Annotated in this window: 14 protein-coding genes and 1 pseudogene; 2 read left to right on the top strand and 13 right to left on the bottom strand. The window is 63.8% G+C overall.

Annotated elements, in window-relative coordinates; translation table 11 throughout:
- Nucleotides 1-1,857, top strand: a 1,857-nt coding sequence (locus EAY64_RS09935) for a response regulator (RefSeq protein WP_147456206.1), incomplete at its 5' end; no start/stop codon positions are given.
- Between the two features lie 21 nt (nucleotides 1,858-1,878).
- Nucleotides 1,879-2,301, top strand: a complete 423-nt coding sequence (locus tag EAY64_RS09930; protein WP_103524613.1) for a BLUF domain-containing protein — start codon at nucleotides 1,879-1,881, stop codon at nucleotides 2,299-2,301.
- Between the two features lie 14 nt (nucleotides 2,302-2,315).
- Here EAY64_RS09930 and EAY64_RS09925 read toward each other — a convergent pair whose 3' ends face one another.
- The 13 genes and pseudogenes from EAY64_RS09925 to EAY64_RS09870 form a co-directional block, all read right to left on the bottom strand.
- On the bottom strand, nucleotides 2,316-3,113 hold the full coding sequence (locus EAY64_RS09925; protein WP_158604657.1) for a phosphate/phosphite/phosphonate ABC transporter substrate-binding protein: 798 nt from the start codon (nucleotides 3,111-3,113) through the stop codon (nucleotides 2,316-2,318).
- 4 nt (nucleotides 3,114-3,117) lie between these two features.
- Entirely contained in the window at nucleotides 3,118-3,864 is a 747-nt protein-coding gene (locus EAY64_RS09920) for an ABC transporter permease (RefSeq protein WP_103524611.1), read from the bottom strand.
- The gene (locus EAY64_RS09915; RefSeq protein WP_304511181.1) at nucleotides 3,861-4,799 is read right to left on the bottom strand and encodes an ABC transporter ATP-binding protein; all 939 of its coding nucleotides are present in this window, start codon (nucleotides 4,797-4,799) and stop codon (nucleotides 3,861-3,863) included. Before EAY64_RS09915 ends, EAY64_RS09920 begins: the two co-directional genes overlap by 4 nt.
- Entirely contained in the window at nucleotides 4,786-5,946 is a 1,161-nt protein-coding gene (locus tag EAY64_RS09910) for an ABC transporter permease (protein ID WP_103524610.1), read from the bottom strand. The genes EAY64_RS09915 and EAY64_RS09910 overlap by 14 nt, the downstream gene beginning before the upstream one ends.
- Before the next feature lie 30 nt (nucleotides 5,947-5,976).
- Nucleotides 5,977-6,903, bottom strand: a complete 927-nt coding sequence (osmF, locus tag EAY64_RS09905) for a glycine betaine ABC transporter substrate-binding protein OsmF (protein WP_103524609.1) — start codon at nucleotides 6,901-6,903, stop codon at nucleotides 5,977-5,979.
- Nucleotides 6,904-6,935: 32 nt separating this feature from the next.
- Nucleotides 6,936-7,928, bottom strand: a complete 993-nt coding sequence (locus EAY64_RS09900; protein ID WP_103524608.1) for a fatty acid desaturase — start codon at nucleotides 7,926-7,928, stop codon at nucleotides 6,936-6,938.
- A gap of 269 nt (nucleotides 7,929-8,197) precedes the next feature.
- The gene (locus EAY64_RS09895; RefSeq protein WP_103524607.1) at nucleotides 8,198-9,136 is read right to left on the bottom strand and encodes an ABC transporter substrate-binding protein; all 939 of its coding nucleotides are present in this window, start codon (nucleotides 9,134-9,136) and stop codon (nucleotides 8,198-8,200) included.
- Nucleotides 9,137-9,202: 66 nt separating this feature from the next.
- Entirely contained in the window at nucleotides 9,203-9,952 is a 750-nt protein-coding gene (locus tag EAY64_RS20525) for an amino acid ABC transporter ATP-binding protein (RefSeq protein WP_226034256.1), read from the bottom strand.
- Between the two features lie 153 nt (nucleotides 9,953-10,105).
- Nucleotides 10,106-11,002: pseudogene (locus EAY64_RS20605) on the bottom strand (amino acid ABC transporter permease); the annotation flags it as partial.
- 58 nt (nucleotides 11,003-11,060) lie between these two features.
- Complete coding sequence (locus EAY64_RS09885; RefSeq protein WP_103524605.1) at nucleotides 11,061-11,603, bottom strand: GNAT family N-acetyltransferase; 543 nt, start codon at nucleotides 11,601-11,603, stop codon at nucleotides 11,061-11,063.
- Between the two features lie 39 nt (nucleotides 11,604-11,642).
- Nucleotides 11,643-12,854 carry a M20 aminoacylase family protein gene (locus EAY64_RS09880; protein WP_103524604.1) on the bottom strand — a complete coding sequence of 404 codons (1,212 nt, stop codon included), beginning with the start codon at nucleotides 12,852-12,854 and terminating at the stop codon, nucleotides 11,643-11,645.
- Nucleotides 12,854-14,194, bottom strand: a complete 1,341-nt coding sequence (locus tag EAY64_RS09875; RefSeq protein WP_103524603.1) for an LLM class flavin-dependent oxidoreductase — start codon at nucleotides 14,192-14,194, stop codon at nucleotides 12,854-12,856. The genes EAY64_RS09880 and EAY64_RS09875 overlap by 1 nt, the downstream gene beginning before the upstream one ends.
- 30 nt (nucleotides 14,195-14,224) lie before the next feature.
- Nucleotides 14,225-15,226, bottom strand: coding sequence for an LLM class flavin-dependent oxidoreductase (locus tag EAY64_RS09870; protein WP_103524602.1), 1,002 nt, complete (start codon nucleotides 15,224-15,226; stop codon nucleotides 14,225-14,227).
- Nucleotides 15,227-15,528: the final 302 nt, after the last annotated feature.

Raw genomic sequence — 15,528 nt, 5'->3', positions numbered from 1 at the left:
CTGGCCAATATGAGCCATGAAATCCGCACCCCGATGAACGGCATCCTCGGCATGACCGAACTGACGCTGGACACCGAGCTGAACCGCGAACAGCGCGAATACATGACGGTGGTGAAATCCTCCACCGAAGCCCTGCTCACCGTCATCAACGACATTCTCGACTTCTCCAAGCTGGAAGCCGGCAAGATGACCATAGAAGAAACCGCCTTCGAACTGGAGGCGGTGCTGGGCAGCACCATGAAGAACGTGGCCATGCGGGCGGAGAGCAAGGGACTGGAACTGGCCTGCCGCATCGCCCCGGACATTCCGCCGGTGCTGCTGGGCGACCCCGGCCGCTTGCGCCAGGTGCTGCTCAACCTGCTGTCCAATGCCATCAAGTTCACCAGCGCGGGCGAGGTGCTGATCCGCGCCTCCCTGCTGGAACAGGATGGCAAGGACGTGCTGGTGAAATTCTCGGTCTGCGATACCGGCATCGGCATTGCCCGCGACAAGCAGGAAAGCATTTTCGAAGCCTTCGTGCAGGAAGACAGCTCCACCACACGCAAATACGGCGGCACCGGCCTGGGGCTGTCCATCTGCAAGCGTCTGGTGTCGATGATGCATGGCCAGATGTGGCTGGAAAGCCGGCCAGGCCAGGGCAGCACCTTTCACTTCACCGTGCGTTTCGCCAGCGTCGACCCGGCCAGCCTTCCGCGCCCGCTCAGCCCGGATGGCCTGCATGAGCTGCGTGCGCTGATCATCGACGACAACCGCATCAACCGCGACATTCTGCAGGAAACGCTGGCCAGCTGGGGGGTACAGGCAGAGCAAGCCGACAGCGGTGCCACCGGCCTGGCCATGCTGGCCAGCGCCTCGTCTGCTTATTCCTTTGTCCTGCTGGACGGCATGATGCCGGAAATGGACGGCTTCGAAACCGCCCAGCGCATCCAGGCGCTGCAACTGCCCGCACCACCGGTGCTGATCATGCTGTCCTCCGCCGGCAGCCACAGTGCCGAACAGTATCGCGCCAGCGGCATCACCTGCCACGTGGCCAAGCCGGTATTGCAATCGGAATTGCACCAGACCATCTTGCAGGCGCTGGGGGCAGCACCGCACCCCCTGCCCGCCAGCGACAGCCAGCCGGCCATCGCCACCAGCCATGGCAGCCTGCGCATCCTGGTGGTGGAAGACAATCAGGTAAACCAGCAGCTGGCCATCAGCCTGCTCAGTCGCTGGGGCCACCGGGCAACGCTGGCGGAAGACGGCCAGCAGGCACTGGACGAGCTGGCCGGCCAGCCCTACGACCTGGTGTTGATGGACATGCAGATGCCGGTGATGGGCGGGCTGGAAGCCACCCGCCGCTACCGCAGACAGGAAGCCGCCGGCCAGCACCTGCCCATCATCGCCATGACCGCCAATGCCCTGCCGGGTGACCGCGAACACTGCCTGGCCGCCGGCATGGACGACTACCTGTGCAAACCGGTGCGTGCCGCCGACCTGCAACAGCTGTTGCAGCGCTATGCACCGGCCGCCAGCCCGCCACCGGCATTCGACTACCGGGCCAGCCTGCTCCAGCAAGACCCTGAAGTCATCGACATCGTCGCCGCCAGTTTTCTTGCGTCTTTCCCGCAGGAAATCCAGCGCCTGCACCAGGCACTGCAGCAGCCTGATCCGCTTGCGGTAAAACGGCTGGCACACACCATCAAGGGCAATGCCGCGCTGTTTGGTGCCACGCCGATGGTCAGCGCCGCCGCACAACTGGAGCGAATCGCGGCCCAGAGCGACCTGGCGGCCCAGGAGCAGCTGCTCAGCACGCTGGAGCAGCAATTCAGCCTGCTGCGCGCCGTCCTGCTGGCCAGGCCACCGGTGCAGAACTGATCTTCGACAGGAATCAACCCCATGCTGATCCAGCTGATTTACTCCAGTAGCGCCAGTGCCGACTTCAGCCCTGCCGAGCTGACCGCCATCCTGGAGCAGTCAGTCAGCAACAATCAGGCCAATGCGGTCACCGGCTTGCTGCTGTACACCCATGGCAGCTTTCTGCAATTACTGGAAGGCAGCCCGGCGGCCGTGGATGCCACCTATGCCCGCATCGCACGCGACCCGCGTCATCACAGCATCGAGCCGCATCTGCGCACCCCCATCCACCAGCGCGAATTCAGCCAGTGGCATATGGGGTTTCGCCAGCTGGATGCGGCAGCTGCCCGCGCCCTGCCCCAGTTCGCCCCGGTGTTCGAACAAGGTTTCGACCCGCACCGACTGACGGCCTGTCCGGATGAGGGGCTGGCCATCCTCCGCGCCATCGCCGGGCTGGACAGCTAAACCTGCCAAGGGCCTTACCACTCCGCCATGCCCGCAGCACGCCAGTGTGCGGCAGTGTCTGCAATGCAGGTGTAGTCGGACAGAGCCAGCGGGCTGAAGCCATCAATAGCCGCCTCCCGGAAAAAAGCCTGTAGTTCGACCGCATGCAAGCTGTCGCCAATGGCCTGGCGTAGCCGTGCGACGGTCGCGGCAGGCGTGGACGCGGCCGTGATCAAGGGTAATCCGGGTTGCAAGCGGGTATGGCCAATGCAGGCCAGTTGCTCGAACAGCTGTGGCTGTTGCCGTGCCAGCAGGGCATGGCTGACACAGTCCAGCGCGGCAATATCCGCCTCACCCGCCGCCAGCAGCGCGGCCGAAGCGCGATGTGAACCGGAAAACCTGACCTGTGCAAAAAAGGGCTGCACCCCGGCCAGCGTCGCCACTTCGGCGCGCAAGGCGTGATAGCCCGACTGCGAATGCCGCTCATTGCACACCACACGCCGGCCATGAAAATCGGCCAGAGCAAGCCTGGCATCGCTCTTGCGCACCAGCAGTGCACTGCTGTAACGCCAGTCGGCGCAACCGGGCAGTTGATAATGAAAGGCTCCCAGCACCTGCACCTGTTCCCGCAGGAGCGCGGAAACCGGATAGCCGCAGGACTGGCTGAGCAGCACGCCCGGCTCGCGCCAGTGCGCCAGATAATCCTCTGGCCAGTACAGGTGGGTGGGTAAGGAAAGCTCGCCCAGTTGTTGCAGACGCTGGCGCAGCCACTGCCAGTAGTGTTCGGTCAAAGGCTGCGGCCACGGATACATGGGCAGGCTGGCCCAGGCCATGGCCTCAGTGCTCCACGCCGACATGCGGCGACAGGCGGTGGGCCAGCCAGTCGAAACACTGGTCGGCCACGATGGCCAGCAAGGCCACCAGCAGCGCGCCTTGCAGCACATAGGCGGTATTGAAACCGCTCAGCCCGACGATGATGGGCAGGCCCAGCGTGCGTGCGCCCACGGTAGAGGCAATGGCCGCCGTGCCGATATTGATCACCACCGAGGTACGCACCCCGGCCAGCAACACCGGGGCGGCCAGCGGCAGCTCCACCTGCCACAGAATGCGCCAGCGCCCCATGCCCAGGCCACGCGCCACTTCCAGCACGCTGTCCGGCACCGAGGCCAGCCCGGCCAGCGTACCTTGCGTCACCGGCAACAGGCCGTACAGCACCAGCGCAATCAGTGCCGGCCATTCACCAAAACCGATCAGCGGCGCGGCAATCGCCAGCACGGCCACCGGCGGCAGCGCCTGACTGATGGCCAGCACACTGTCCAGCAAGGGGCGGAATTCACGCCCGGCCGGCCGGCTGGCCAACAAGCCGGCTGCCACCCCGCCCAGTACGGCAATCAGGCTGGAGGCCAGCACCAGCAGCAAATGCGCCAGCACCAGGCTGGCAAAGCTGTCCTGGGTATAGAGCGGGCGTTCCACTTCGGGAAACAGCCAGGCAAACAGGCCGGCACTGTGCGGCAACAGGTAAAGCAAGGCCAGCAACAGGCCGCTGCTCAGCCACAAGGCCGCAGGCAGACGCGCCGGCTTCATGCGGCCACCGGCAGCAAGTCGGCAAAATGCAGCACGCCAGCCGGCTGGCCCTGTGCATCAATCACCGGCAGGCTGCTGACCCGGCGCGCGACAAAGGCCGACAGTGCCTCGCGCAGCGTGGCCGAGGCAGCAATCGGCTCGCCGCTGACTGGCTGCAGCGGCCTCATCCGGCTGGCCACGGTGTCCAGCCCCAGCAGCCGCACGCCGACATCGCTCTGGCCGACAAAATCGCGCACGAAATCACTGGCCGGATGCAGCAGGAAATCCTGGGCAGAACCCTGCTGCACCACCCTGCCCTTGTCCATCAGCACGATACGCTGGCCCAGCAGCAGGGCTTCATCGATATCGTGAGTCACCAGCACGATGGTTTTTCCGGACAGGGCCTGGATGCGCAGCAGCTCCTGCTGCAACGTGCCACGGGTAACCGGGTCCAGCGCGCCGAATGGCTCGTCCATCAGCAAGACTTCCGGGTCGGCCGCCAAGGCGCGCGCCACCCCGACACGCTGCTGCTGGCCACCGGACAACTGGTGCGGGTAGCGTGCCAGAAACTGCGCGGCCGGCAGGTGCAACAGCTCCAGCAGCTCGACCACCCGCTCGCGGATGCGGGCTTTCGGCCATTTGAGCAGGGACGGTACGGCGGCGATGTTCTGCTCCACCGTCCAGTGCGGAAACAGGCCCACCGACTGGATGGCATAGCCGATGCGACGGCGCAGCACCTCGGGCGGCTGGCTGCGGATATCCTCGCCGGCCAGCCGTATGCTGCCGCTGTCCGGCTCGATCAGCCGGTTGATCATCTTCAGCGTGGTGGATTTGCCCGAGCCGGAAGTACCGATCAGCACCGCCAGCTCGCCGGCGGCTACCTGCAGGTCGACATCGGCCACCGCCTGCCAGCCATTGAAAAACTTGTTTACTGCCTTGAGTTCAAGCATGGTCATCAGCCCCTTTCAGCCGGGCAATCAGCAGGCGAAACGCCACGTCCACCAGCAAGGCCAGCAGCAGCACCGGCAACACCCCCAGCAATACCTGGTCGAGTGCGCTGGCCGACAGGCCCTGGAACATGATGGCGCCAAAGCCACCCGCTCCGATCAGCGCCGCCACCGCCGCCAGCCCCACCGCCTGCACCGCAGTAATGCGCAGGCCGCTGAGAAACACCGGCAGCGCCAGCGGGGTTTCCACCTGCAGCATGATCTGCCACGGTGTCATGCCCATGCCACGCGCCGCCTCGCGCACCGCAGGCGGCACCTGCTGCAAGCCGGCCAGCGTGCCACGCACCACCGGCAACAGCGCATACAGGCTGAGCGCCAGCAGCGCCGGTGCCAGCCCGACGCCGGCAATGCCCAGCCCCGGCAACTGCCGGCCCAGCCAGGCCAGCGGGCCGATCAACAAGCCGAACAGCGCAATCGACGGAATGGTCTGCAATACATTGAGCACGGGAAACAGCAGCCGGGCAAAGCGGGCCGAGCGATAGGCCCACACCCCCAGCGCGCCGCCCAGCAGCAGCGCCGGCAGCACGGAAAACAGCACCAGCTGCAGATGGCGCAGCAGGGCATCGTCAAACGCATCCTGGTTATTGTGGTACTCGCGCAGCAGCGACAGGCTGTCCAGCCTGCCGGACAGCAACAGCCACAGCAGCGGCAGCTGGGCCAGCAACAGCAGCAACACGCGCCGAGGCAGGCCGCCAGCCAATACTTGCAGTGCTTCGGCCAGCTGCAGCAGCAACAACAGCTGCAACAGCCAGAAGCCACCGCCAAACGACACCCTCGCCAGCGCATCCTCATCGCCGGCACGCAGCGTGGCCTCGCTGCCGGCCAGCCACCACAGCGCCGCACCCAGCCACAGCGCCGCCAGATACACCAGCCGTTCGCGCCAGATACCTGGCCGCCACCACGGTGCCAGCAGCAGCGGCAAGGCTGGCAGCAGCGCCAGCCAGCGCAGGCCGGAGCCGCCCTGCAGCAAATCAAGCAGAGCGATGCCCTGCCCGGTCAGCAGGCGGTTGGGCGCATAGGTGAGCAAGGGCAGGCCCAGCGCCGCCGCCAGCGACAGCAACACCAGCAGCAGGCGCACCCGGCTATACAGACGCATGCGTTACCCTTGCAGGCCAGAAGCGCCCGCTCACTTGATAAAGCCCTTTTTCTTCAGGTAATCCTGCGCCACCTTGCGCGCATCGCGGCCTTCGATGGCAATGCTGGCATTCAGCTTCTGCAGCGTGGGGCCAGTGAGCGAGAGGAATACCGGCTTCAGCACGGCGGCGATTTTGGGCTGTCTGGCCAGCACTTCGCTGCGGATGATCGGCGTTGGCGCATAAATCGGCTGCACGCCCTTGACGTCATCCAGCGTCACCAGCCCCAGTGCCGCCACCGGGCCGTCCGTACCATAGGCCATGGCGGCGTTGACGCCGGAGGTCTGCTCCGCCGCCGCCTTGATGGTGACCGAGGTATCGCCGCCGGCCAGGGTCAGCAGCTGGTCCTGCTTCAGCTTGAAGCCATAGGCGCTCTGGAAGGCCGGCAATGCGTCGGCACGTTCGATGAACTCGGCCGATGCCGCCAGCTTGAAGCGGCCGCCCTTGTTGATCCAGTTGCCCAGGTCAGTCAGCGTCTTCAGCTTGTTGGCTGCCGCCACATCCTTGCGGATGGCAATGGCCCAGGTATTGTTGGCCGGCGATGGCGTCAGCCAGCTAATGCGGTTTTTTTCCTGGTCCAGCTTTTTCACCAGCTGATAACCCGCCTCGGCATTTTTCCAGGCCGGATTGCTTTCATCGGCAAAGAAAAAAGCGCCATTGCCGGTGTATTCCGGGTAGATGTCGATTTCACCGGCGGTAATGGCGCCGCGCACTACCTTGGTATTGCCCAGCGACACCTTGCTGACGGTCTTGATGCCATTGGCTTCCAGCACCTGCTGGATGATATTGCCCAGCAAGGCGCCTTCGGTGTCGATCTTGGAGCCAACCCGTACCGCATCGGCCGCCATGCTCTGGCCGGAGAAAGCGCTCAGCGCGAGCGCAGCCAACAGCCAGCGACGGGAAAATTTTGCTTGGGTCATGGTAGTCCTCTTGATGGATGAACAGCGGGCCTTCAGGCAAAGGGGTGCAGCGTATCGATCACCGGCCGGCGGCGGTGCCGCCACAGCAGCGGCAGATAACCCTGCTCGACAAAACCGCCACTGAGTTGCTGGTAATGCTGGCGTTCGGCCAGATAGGCCTGACGCAGGCGATACCAGGGCAGACCCGGCTGCAGGTGATGCACCAGATGGTAATTCAGATTGAGAAACAACAGCCGCCACGGCCAGGCGGCTTCGTTCAGCACCGAGCGGGCTGCTGCATCCGGCACAGCCCGGTGCTCGTAAAAGGAACGTACCATGGCCAGCGCCAGTGCGGGATAGGCAATGCACAACAGGTAATACCACGGCGCGATACCGTGCTGTCGCAGCCACAGTAGCAACAGGCCCAGCAAGAGCAGATGGCTGCCCCACACCAGCAGCTGTTGCCGCTGGCCGCTACGCACGGCAGCGCGCAGCGTGGCCAGCCAGCCCAGGGCCGGCCCCAGCAGCAAACGCCCCACGGCAGTGTTGCGCCAGCGCAGCAGGCTGCGGGCCAGCGCCCCGGCCGGCAGGGTGGCGTGGTAGTAGCTTTCCGGGTCCACCCCCGGCAGGGTCAGGCTGTCATCATGGTGATGGGCCAGATGGCTGTCACGATAGACGGCATAGGGATACCACACTGCCAGCGGCAGCTGGCCGAACAAGGCATTCAGCCAGCCATGACGCGTGGGGTGGCCGTGAATCAGCTCGTGCTGCAGCGACATATACCAGCTAGTCAGCACAATCAGCAGCGGCGTACCCAGCCACGGCCCCAGCTGGCGCCACAGCGCCGCCGTGCCAAACCAGCCGCCATAGATGACGACGATGAGCAGCCAGGTGGGCAGCTCCAGCCGCGCCAGCCAGGCCGGCGCCCCGGACCCGCCGGATGGCACAGCCAATGCACGATCACCATCCCGCGGGTCGGGAATGGCAGAACCCTCGCGATACAGACGGCCGGAATGCAAACCGGCATGTTGCAATGAGCAATACATGAGTCGGCTCCTGGAATGAGCCGACCACTATAGTGTTGCGCCTGCCACCACCAAACCAAGAAAAAATGACAAGCATTGCAGAAAAACGCCAACACTGAGCGTGTTGGCGATGTCAGGTTGACGTGGCAGAGCTTGTTTACGATTTAGCGAACGAAGGGTCAGGCAAGGCGAAAGGGCGTGAAAAAGCACAATGGACAGGGAGTCCATGCGCATTTTGAACGACATTTCAACACAGGATCACCCGAGTATCGCCGATCGTAAACACGCTCTCAGCTCTTGGGCAGGCCGGGCGGGTTAGTACGGGATTCGCTCACCGCCTCGGCACTCAGGCCCCAGCGGCTGAGTACCTTGGCGTAATTGCCGTTGGCAATCTGGGTATTGATGATTTTGGTAATGGCTGCGGCCAGGCCGGAGTCCTTGCGCGTGGTGACGGCGATATCCGCGGTCAGCGGCCAACCGCCAGAGAAGGTACCAGCCAGCTTCACCTTGCCGGTACGCGCGGCTTCCAGCGCATAGATGGCATTGGGGCCCAGCCAGGCATCGGCACGGCCGGACTGCAAGGCTACCCGTGCCACGGCTTCATCATCAAAATACAGGGCTTGCAAAGGCTTCAGGCCGGCGGCCTCGTTCTTCTTGTTCCACTCCAGCAGGATCTGTTCCTGATTGGTGCCCGCGCCCACAATCACCTTCAGCCCGGCGGTGTCCTTGGGCTCATTGATTTTCAGCTTGCTGCCCGCCTTGGTGTAAAAGCCCAGCAAATCCTTGCGGTAGGTGGAGAAATCAAATTTCTCCTTGCGCGCCTCGGTAACGGTGACATTGGAAATCACCGCATCGTACTTGCCGGACTGCAGGCCCAGCGGCCAGTCCGCCCAGGCCACGTTCACCAGCTCCAGCTTGCGGCCCAGGCCATCGGCCACCAGGCGCGAAATGTCCGGATCAGCCCCGATAATGGTTTTGGAGTCATTGGCAAAACCACCCAGTGGCAGAATGCCGCCGGCGATGGCCACCACCAGGGTCTTGTCCTTGACGAAGCGGACATCCTTGGGCAGCAGCTTGATGGCCTCTGGCACCGGGCGGGCACTGGGTTGGCCTTTTTGCTGCGGGCTCAGGTCGATGCTGCTGGCGGCATGGCCAAACAGCGGGGCCAGCAGGGTGAGGCTAAGGGCAGCCAGTACGGTACGACGCGGCAGATGGGTGTTACGCGACATGATGCTTTCCTTGTTGTGGTCTTGCTTGTGGTCGTGACGGTGTGTGAAATTTTTTGGTCAATGGCCCTAGAGCACGCGGGCCAGGAATTCGCGGGTGCGTTGCTGCTGTGGCTGGCGCAATACCTGCTCCGGGCTGCCGCTTTCCACGATGCGGCCCTGCTCCATGAACACCACGGTGTCGGCCACTTCACGGGCAAAGCCGATTTCATGGGTGACAATGATCAGCGTGGTACCGGAACGCGCCAGCTCCTTGATGACGTCCAGCACTTCCTGCACCAGCTCCGGGTCGAGTGCCGAGGTGGGTTCGTCAAACAGCAGCACCTTGGGGCGCAGGGCCAACGCTCGGGCAATGGCCACCCGCTGCTGCTGGCCGCCGGACAATTGGCGCGGCCAGGCAGCGGCCTTGTCCGCCAGCCCTACCCGCTTGAGCAGCAGCCGCGCCTGCGCTTCGGCCTCGGCCCGGCTCAGCCCGCGCAGCGCGATGGGCGCTTCAATCAGGTTTTGCAGAACAGTCAGATGGGGAAACAGGTTGAAGTGCTGGAACACCATGCCCACTTCAACGCGGCGTTGCAGGATGTCCTTTTCCTTCAGCTCATGCAGCGCGTGGCCCTGCTGACGGTAGCCGATCAGCTCGCCGTCAATGGCGATGAAACCGCCATCCACCCGCTCCAGGTGATTGATGCTGCGTAGCAAGGTGGACTTGCCCGAACCGGAGGGCCCGATGATGACGGTGACGCTGCCGGGCGGGACAGTCAGCGACACGTCATCCAGCACCTGCTGCTGGCCATAGCGTTTGCTGACCGCATGAATGGCCACTTCGCCGCCTTTGACGGCAGGCAGCTCGGTCAGCGACACCGGCTGCGCAATGAGCGCACTACCGCCAGCAGCCGCCGGCCACCAGCGCTGACGGGCACGCTGCCACAGCGACTGCGGTTGCTGGCGCAGCGCGCCACGCGCATAGCGACGTTCCACCTGCACCTGCACGGTGGACAGTACAGTGAGGATGATCAGGTACCACATGGTGGCCACCATCAACAGCGGAATCACTTCCAGATTGCGGTGGTACACCACCTGGATGGTGTAGAACAGCTCCGGCAGCGCCAGGATGTAGACATTGGCCGTGCCCTTGGCCAGACCAATGATGTCATTGAAAGCGGTGGGCAAAATGGTGCGCATGGCCTGCGGCAGCACGATACGGAAAATCTGCCGGCCACGCGGCAGGCCCAGCGCAGCGGCGGCTTCCAGCTGGCCCTGCTCCACCGACAAAATGCCGCCACGGATGATTTCCGCCGAGAATGCCGCCTGGTTCAGGCTCAGGCCCAGCACCGCTGCGGCAAAGGGGCTGATCAGCTCGGTGGTGGAATAGCTGAACCAGTTGATGCCGGTATACGGCACACCGATATTGATGGTTTCGTACAGATAGCCCAGGTTGTTGAGAATCAGCAGCAGCACGATCAGCGGAATAGAGCGGAACAGCCAGATATAGCTCCACGACAGGCTGGCCAGCAGCGGCGAGCGCGATACCCGCGCCAGTGCCAGCACCGTGCCCAGCGCCGACCCCAATACCGTGCCGATGGCGGTCAGCAGCAAGGTGCGGCCCAGGCCTTCCAGCACCGGGGCGGCCAGAAACCATTCGGCAAACACCGGCCAGCCCCAGCGTGGATTGGTGGCCACCGAACTGACGATGGCGGCCAGCAACAACAGGGCCAGCACGCTGCCGGCGATGCGTGCCGGGTAACGCGCCGGGATGATGCGCAGCCCGGCATAGCGGTTGCTGCCGCTGGCTTCTGCTGCCGCAGGCGCGTTTGCCTGCCGTGGCAGTGAATGGCTAAAGGCGATCTCGCCGACTTCGGTAATTTCACTCATGATGTCTTGTCCTGTGCAAAAGCCGGGGTGGGTGCTCGGCAAGCAAGTCAAAGCGGTTTCAGACGGCAATGCCGGCCAGTTCTGTCACGTAGGCAGGGTGGGATGGCACGCTGGCCTGACGTGGCACTGCCTTGGTAAACGGCAGGGTGCGCAAGGCTTCCAGATCGCCCGCCGGGTCGAACTGCGCCTGATAGCCGTGGCGCAGGTAGAGCCCGACCGCCTCGGGCTGGCGGCAACCGGTGGTCAGGTAAATCTGGCGGTAGCCCTGGCGCTGGCATTGCGCTTCCAGCTCCTGCAACACCAGCCCGGCCAGGCCCTGACGGCGGAACTGGCTGTGGGTCCAGATACGCTTGAATTCGGCGGTGTGCTCATCCAGCCGCTTGAAGGCCCCGCCGGCAATCGCCTGCCCCTGACGCAGCAGCAACAGGAAGTTGCCATGCGGCGGAGCAAAGGTTGCGGGCGGATAGCGCTGCATTTCTTCAGCCGCACCGCCGGGGCTGAACAGCTTGCCGTAGCGTGCGTCGTATTCCTGCGTCAGCTCGGCCAGCATCACGCTGGCGCGCGGGTCGGTACTGGTGGTGTAAACAAAGTAGTCACGCATGTGCTCGGTCCATTGCGATGTGTGTCTGGCTGTCGCTTGTTATGTGGCCGCCTGTGGCAGCGGCAGGTAGCGCTCGGCCAGGGCCACCCAGTAGCTGGCGGCCAGCGGCAGGATGGCGTCGTTGAAGTCGTAGCGCGGGTTGTGCAGACCGGCGCTGTCGCCATTGCCGAAAAACACGAAACTGCCGGGGCGCGCCTGCAACATGAAGGCAAAGTCCTCGCTGGCGGTACGCGGCCGGAAGGCCTCTTCCACCCGCGCTGCGCCCAGGGTGTCCTGCGCCACTTCACGTGCCAGTGCGGTTTCTGCCGGGTGATTGCACACCGGCGGGAAACCCAGGCGGTAATCCACCTCGGCCCGTGCGCCAAAGCTGGCGGCCTGTGCCTCCACCAGCGCCGGTACCCGCTGTTGCAGCAGGCTGCGCACTTCTGGGCGGAAGGTGCGTGCGGTCAGTTTCAGCTCCACGCTGTCGGGAATCACGTTGGACGCATGGCCGCCGTGGATGCTGCCCACGGTGAGCACGCCCATGTCCAGCGGGTCGACATTGCGTGACACCACCGACTGCAGCGCGGTAATCAGGTGGGCACTCACCAGCACCGGGTCCACCGTGTTATGGGGTTCGGCGCCATGGCCGCCCTTGCCGTGCACGGTGATGTGGGCCTGATCCACCGAGGCCATGGCCGGGCCTTCGATGCAGCCGATATGGCCGCAGCTCACTCCGGGCCAGTTGTGCAGGCCGAATACCGCATCGCAGGGAAAGCGCTCGAACAGGCCTTCTTCCAGCATGCGCCGTGCGCCGCTGCCGGTTTCTTCCGCCGGCTGGAAAATCAGCTGCAAAGTGCCGTCAAACTGGCCGTGCAGCGCCAGAAAGCGGGCGGCAGCCAGCAGGATGGCGGTGTGGCCGTCATGCCCGCAGGCATGCATCACCCCGGCGTTCTGGCTGGCATAGGGCAGGCCGGTGGCTTCCTGGATGGGCAGCGCATCCATGTCGGCGCGCAGGCCGAGCGCACGCTGGCTGCTGCCACGGCGCAAGCTGCCCACCACCCCGGTGCCGGCAATGCCGGTGGTCACCTGATAGCCCCACTGCTGCAACAGTGCGGCCACCTTGCCGGCGGTGCGGTGTTCGGCAAACGCCAGTTCCGGGTGCTGGTGCAGGTCGCGGCGCAGGGCCACGAATTCGGCATTGGCCGCCGCAATGCCGGTTTCGATCTGCAGGCTGCGCGGCAACACGGCGCTGTCTAATGCTGCATTCATCAGGCCACCTGCTGCTGGCTGCTATCGTCAGCCGCTTGCTGGTAACGGCTTTGCTTGCGCGGCAGGCCCAGATGGTCGCGCAGGGTGCGGCCGTCCAGCTGGCGCTTGAAGCGGCCACTGGCTTCCAGCACCGGCAACACATGGGTGATGAAGTCGTCCAGCCCTTCGGCCACCACCGGGAAACCCAGGATGAAACCGTCGGCCGCGCCCTCGTCCACCCAGCGGATGATTTCAGCCGCCACTTTTTCACCGCTACCGACAAAGTTGCTGCTCGGGGTGGCCACTTCCAGTGCCACCTGGCGCAGGGTCAGGCCATGTTCGCGGGCGCGGGCCTTGATCTGGTCGGTGGTGGAACGGAAGCTGTTGCGACCGATATCGCCCAGCTCCGGGAAGGCCTCGTCCAGCGGGTGCTGGGTAAAGTCGTGATGGTCGAAGAAGCGGCCCAGATAGGCCAGTGCGTCATCGATGGTCAGCAGTTGCTGGATGATGCGGAACTTGGCTTCGGCCTCGGCATCGGTAGCGGCTACCACCGGCGCAATGCCGGGGAAGATTTTCACATCGTCAGCCTTGCGGGCATGCAGTACGGCGCTGGTTTTCACCTTGCGCAGGAAGTCGCGGGTTTCCGCGATGGAGGGCGAGTGGGTAAACACCGCGTCGGCATACTTGCCGGCGAGGCCAATCCCGGCATCGGAAGAACCGGCCTGGAAAATCACCGGCTGGCCCTGCGGCGAGCGGCTGATGTTCAGCGGCCCGGCCACCTGGAAGAAACGCCCCTTGTGGTTCAGCGTGTGCAGCTTGTCCTTGTCGAAAAACTGGCCGGTTTCACGGTTACGCGGCAAGGCGTCGTCGTCCCAGCTATCCCACAAGCCCTGGGTGACTTGCAGGTATTCGTCGGCAATTTCATAACGCAGCGCATGTTCCGGATGCGGGCGGCTGTAATTGAGCGCCGTGCCTTCCAGCGGCGTGGTCACCACATTCCAGCCGGCGCGGCCGCCGCTGATCAGGTCGAGCGAGCCGAACTGGCGCGCCACGGTAAACGGGTCGCTGTAGGAAGTGGACACCGTGCCGGCGAGGCCGATCTTGCGCGTTACGCTGGCCAGCGCCGACAGGATCGAAATCGGCTCGAAACGGTTGAGGAAGTGCGGAATCGATTTTTCATTGATGTACAGGCCGTCCGCGACAAAGGCAAAGGCAATGCCGTTAGCTTCGGCCTTTTGCACGGTATCGATATAGAACTGCAGGTTGACGCTGGCATCCGCCGGGCCGCTGGGGTGTTTCCAGGCGTGCATGTGGCCGCCAGCGCCGTGCAGCATAATGCCGAAAGTAATGGGTTTGCTCATGTTCAGCTCCAAAAATGTTGTTCAGTACGGTCAGGCGGCCAGCGGCTCGCGCGCTTCGGCCAGCAGGGCAATGGAGGCGCGGCGCAGCGCAAACTGGGCCACAGGGATATCGATGATGAATTCGCGGATGCCGTAGCTCTGGTGCAGGGAATCCAGCTCGGCGCGCACATCACCGGCGGTACCGGCAATCACGTGCGGATGTTTTTCTTCCAGCTGGTACTGGCTGCTGCCAGCCTGGCGGGCAAACTCCTCGGCGGCCTCGCGGCTGGGCACGTTAACACTGCGGCCGTCTTCCAGCGTCACCTTGAACAGCTTCAGCTCCCCCACCAGCGCCTGTGCCTGTTCGCGGGTTTCCGCCACAAAGGCATACAGCGCCAGTGCCGGCACCTTGCCGGTCCACTGGCGGTACACGGCAATGGATTGCTGGATATTCAAAGGGTCGCCATTGAAGTGGCCGGCATAGGCAAAATCCCAGCCCAGGCGGGCGGCCAGCCGGGCGCTGTCCGGGCTGCCGCCCAGCAGGAAGCGGCCCGGTGTGATGGGCGGCTGCGGTGTGGCCTTGGCACCGGCCAGCGGGTGACCTTCCGGCTGACCTTCGTTCAGAAAGGCATTCAGTTCCGAGAGCTGGGCGCTGAAATCAGGCTTGCGGGCGGCATCGTGATAGTGCTGCAAGGCACGGGTGCTGAACGGCAGGCCGCCAGGGGCCTTGCCCACGCCCAGATCCACCCGGCCTGGTGCCAGTGCCGCCAGCAGGTTGAAGGTTTCCGCCACTTTGTAGGGGCTGTAGTGCTGCAGCATGACGCCGCCACTGCCCACGCGGATGCGGCTGGTATGCGCCAGTATGTGGGAGATCAGCACTTCCGGTGCAGAGCTGGCCAGCAACGGCGTGCTGTGGTGTTCGGCCACCCAGAAACGGTGGTAGCCCAGTTGTTCGGCCAGCTTGGCCAACGCCACGGTATTGGCCAGCGCATCGGCCGCACTAGCACCAGGGGGAATGGGGCTTTTATCCAGAATCGACAGTGAATAAGACATTTGTGTGCACCACTTGATTGACGCCACAAAATCTATTCCCGCCGCAATTTAATATCAATAGCAAATCCATAAGTTAAAAAGATAAGCTTATTAATCAACCCGGCAAATATTTTTTATAAAAAAATCGACTGGTACATTCTGAAAAAATGCTTATACCGATAATGGCAAGAACCAGCATAAATATTGCTAAGCCTTGAAACACAAAGCTGCATCAACACCGCCCACCCCTCGCAGTCATTCCCCAGACAATATCAGCTACCCATTTGCAATGACACGGCAGCTGATTAACTAATAATATTTTC

It is taken from the genome of Aquitalea palustris (assembly GCF_003693445.1).
Taxonomy (GTDB): domain Bacteria; phylum Pseudomonadota; class Gammaproteobacteria; order Burkholderiales; family Chromobacteriaceae; genus Aquitalea; species Aquitalea palustris.
The sequence above is the reverse complement of the archived record's forward strand: the minus strand, read 5'-3'. Positions and strand labels throughout refer to the sequence as shown.

Bases quoted from the DNA above. Each gene is read 5' to 3' on its own strand.
- EAY64_RS09930 (WP_103524613.1), top strand. From the start codon at position 1,879: ATGCTGATCCAGCTGATTTACTCCAGTAGCGCCAGTGCCGACTTCAGC.
- EAY64_RS09925 (WP_158604657.1), bottom strand. From the start codon at position 3,113: ATGGCCTGGGCCAGCCTGCCCATGTATCCGTGGCCGCAGCCTTTGACC.
- EAY64_RS09920 (WP_103524611.1), bottom strand. From the start codon at position 3,864: ATGAAGCCGGCGCGTCTGCCTGCGGCCTTGTGGCTGAGCAGCGGCCTG.
- EAY64_RS09915 (WP_304511181.1), bottom strand. From the start codon at position 4,799: ATGACCATGCTTGAACTCAAGGCAGTAAACAAGTTTTTCAATGGCTGG.
- EAY64_RS09910 (WP_103524610.1), bottom strand. From the start codon at position 5,946: ATGCGTCTGTATAGCCGGGTGCGCCTGCTGCTGGTGTTGCTGTCGCTG.
- osmF (WP_103524609.1), bottom strand. From the start codon at position 6,903: ATGACCCAAGCAAAATTTTCCCGTCGCTGGCTGTTGGCTGCGCTCGCG.
- EAY64_RS09900 (WP_103524608.1), bottom strand. From the start codon at position 7,928: ATGTATTGCTCATTGCAACATGCCGGTTTGCATTCCGGCCGTCTGTAT.
- EAY64_RS09895 (WP_103524607.1), bottom strand. From the start codon at position 9,136: ATGTCGCGTAACACCCATCTGCCGCGTCGTACCGTACTGGCTGCCCTT.
- EAY64_RS09885 (WP_103524605.1), bottom strand. From the start codon at position 11,603: ATGCGTGACTACTTTGTTTACACCACCAGTACCGACCCGCGCGCCAGC.
- EAY64_RS09880 (WP_103524604.1), bottom strand. From the start codon at position 12,854: ATGAATGCAGCATTAGACAGCGCCGTGTTGCCGCGCAGCCTGCAGATC.
- EAY64_RS09875 (WP_103524603.1), bottom strand. From the start codon at position 14,194: ATGAGCAAACCCATTACTTTCGGCATTATGCTGCACGGCGCTGGCGGC.
- EAY64_RS09870 (WP_103524602.1), bottom strand. From the start codon at position 15,226: ATGTCTTATTCACTGTCGATTCTGGATAAAAGCCCCATTCCCCCTGGT.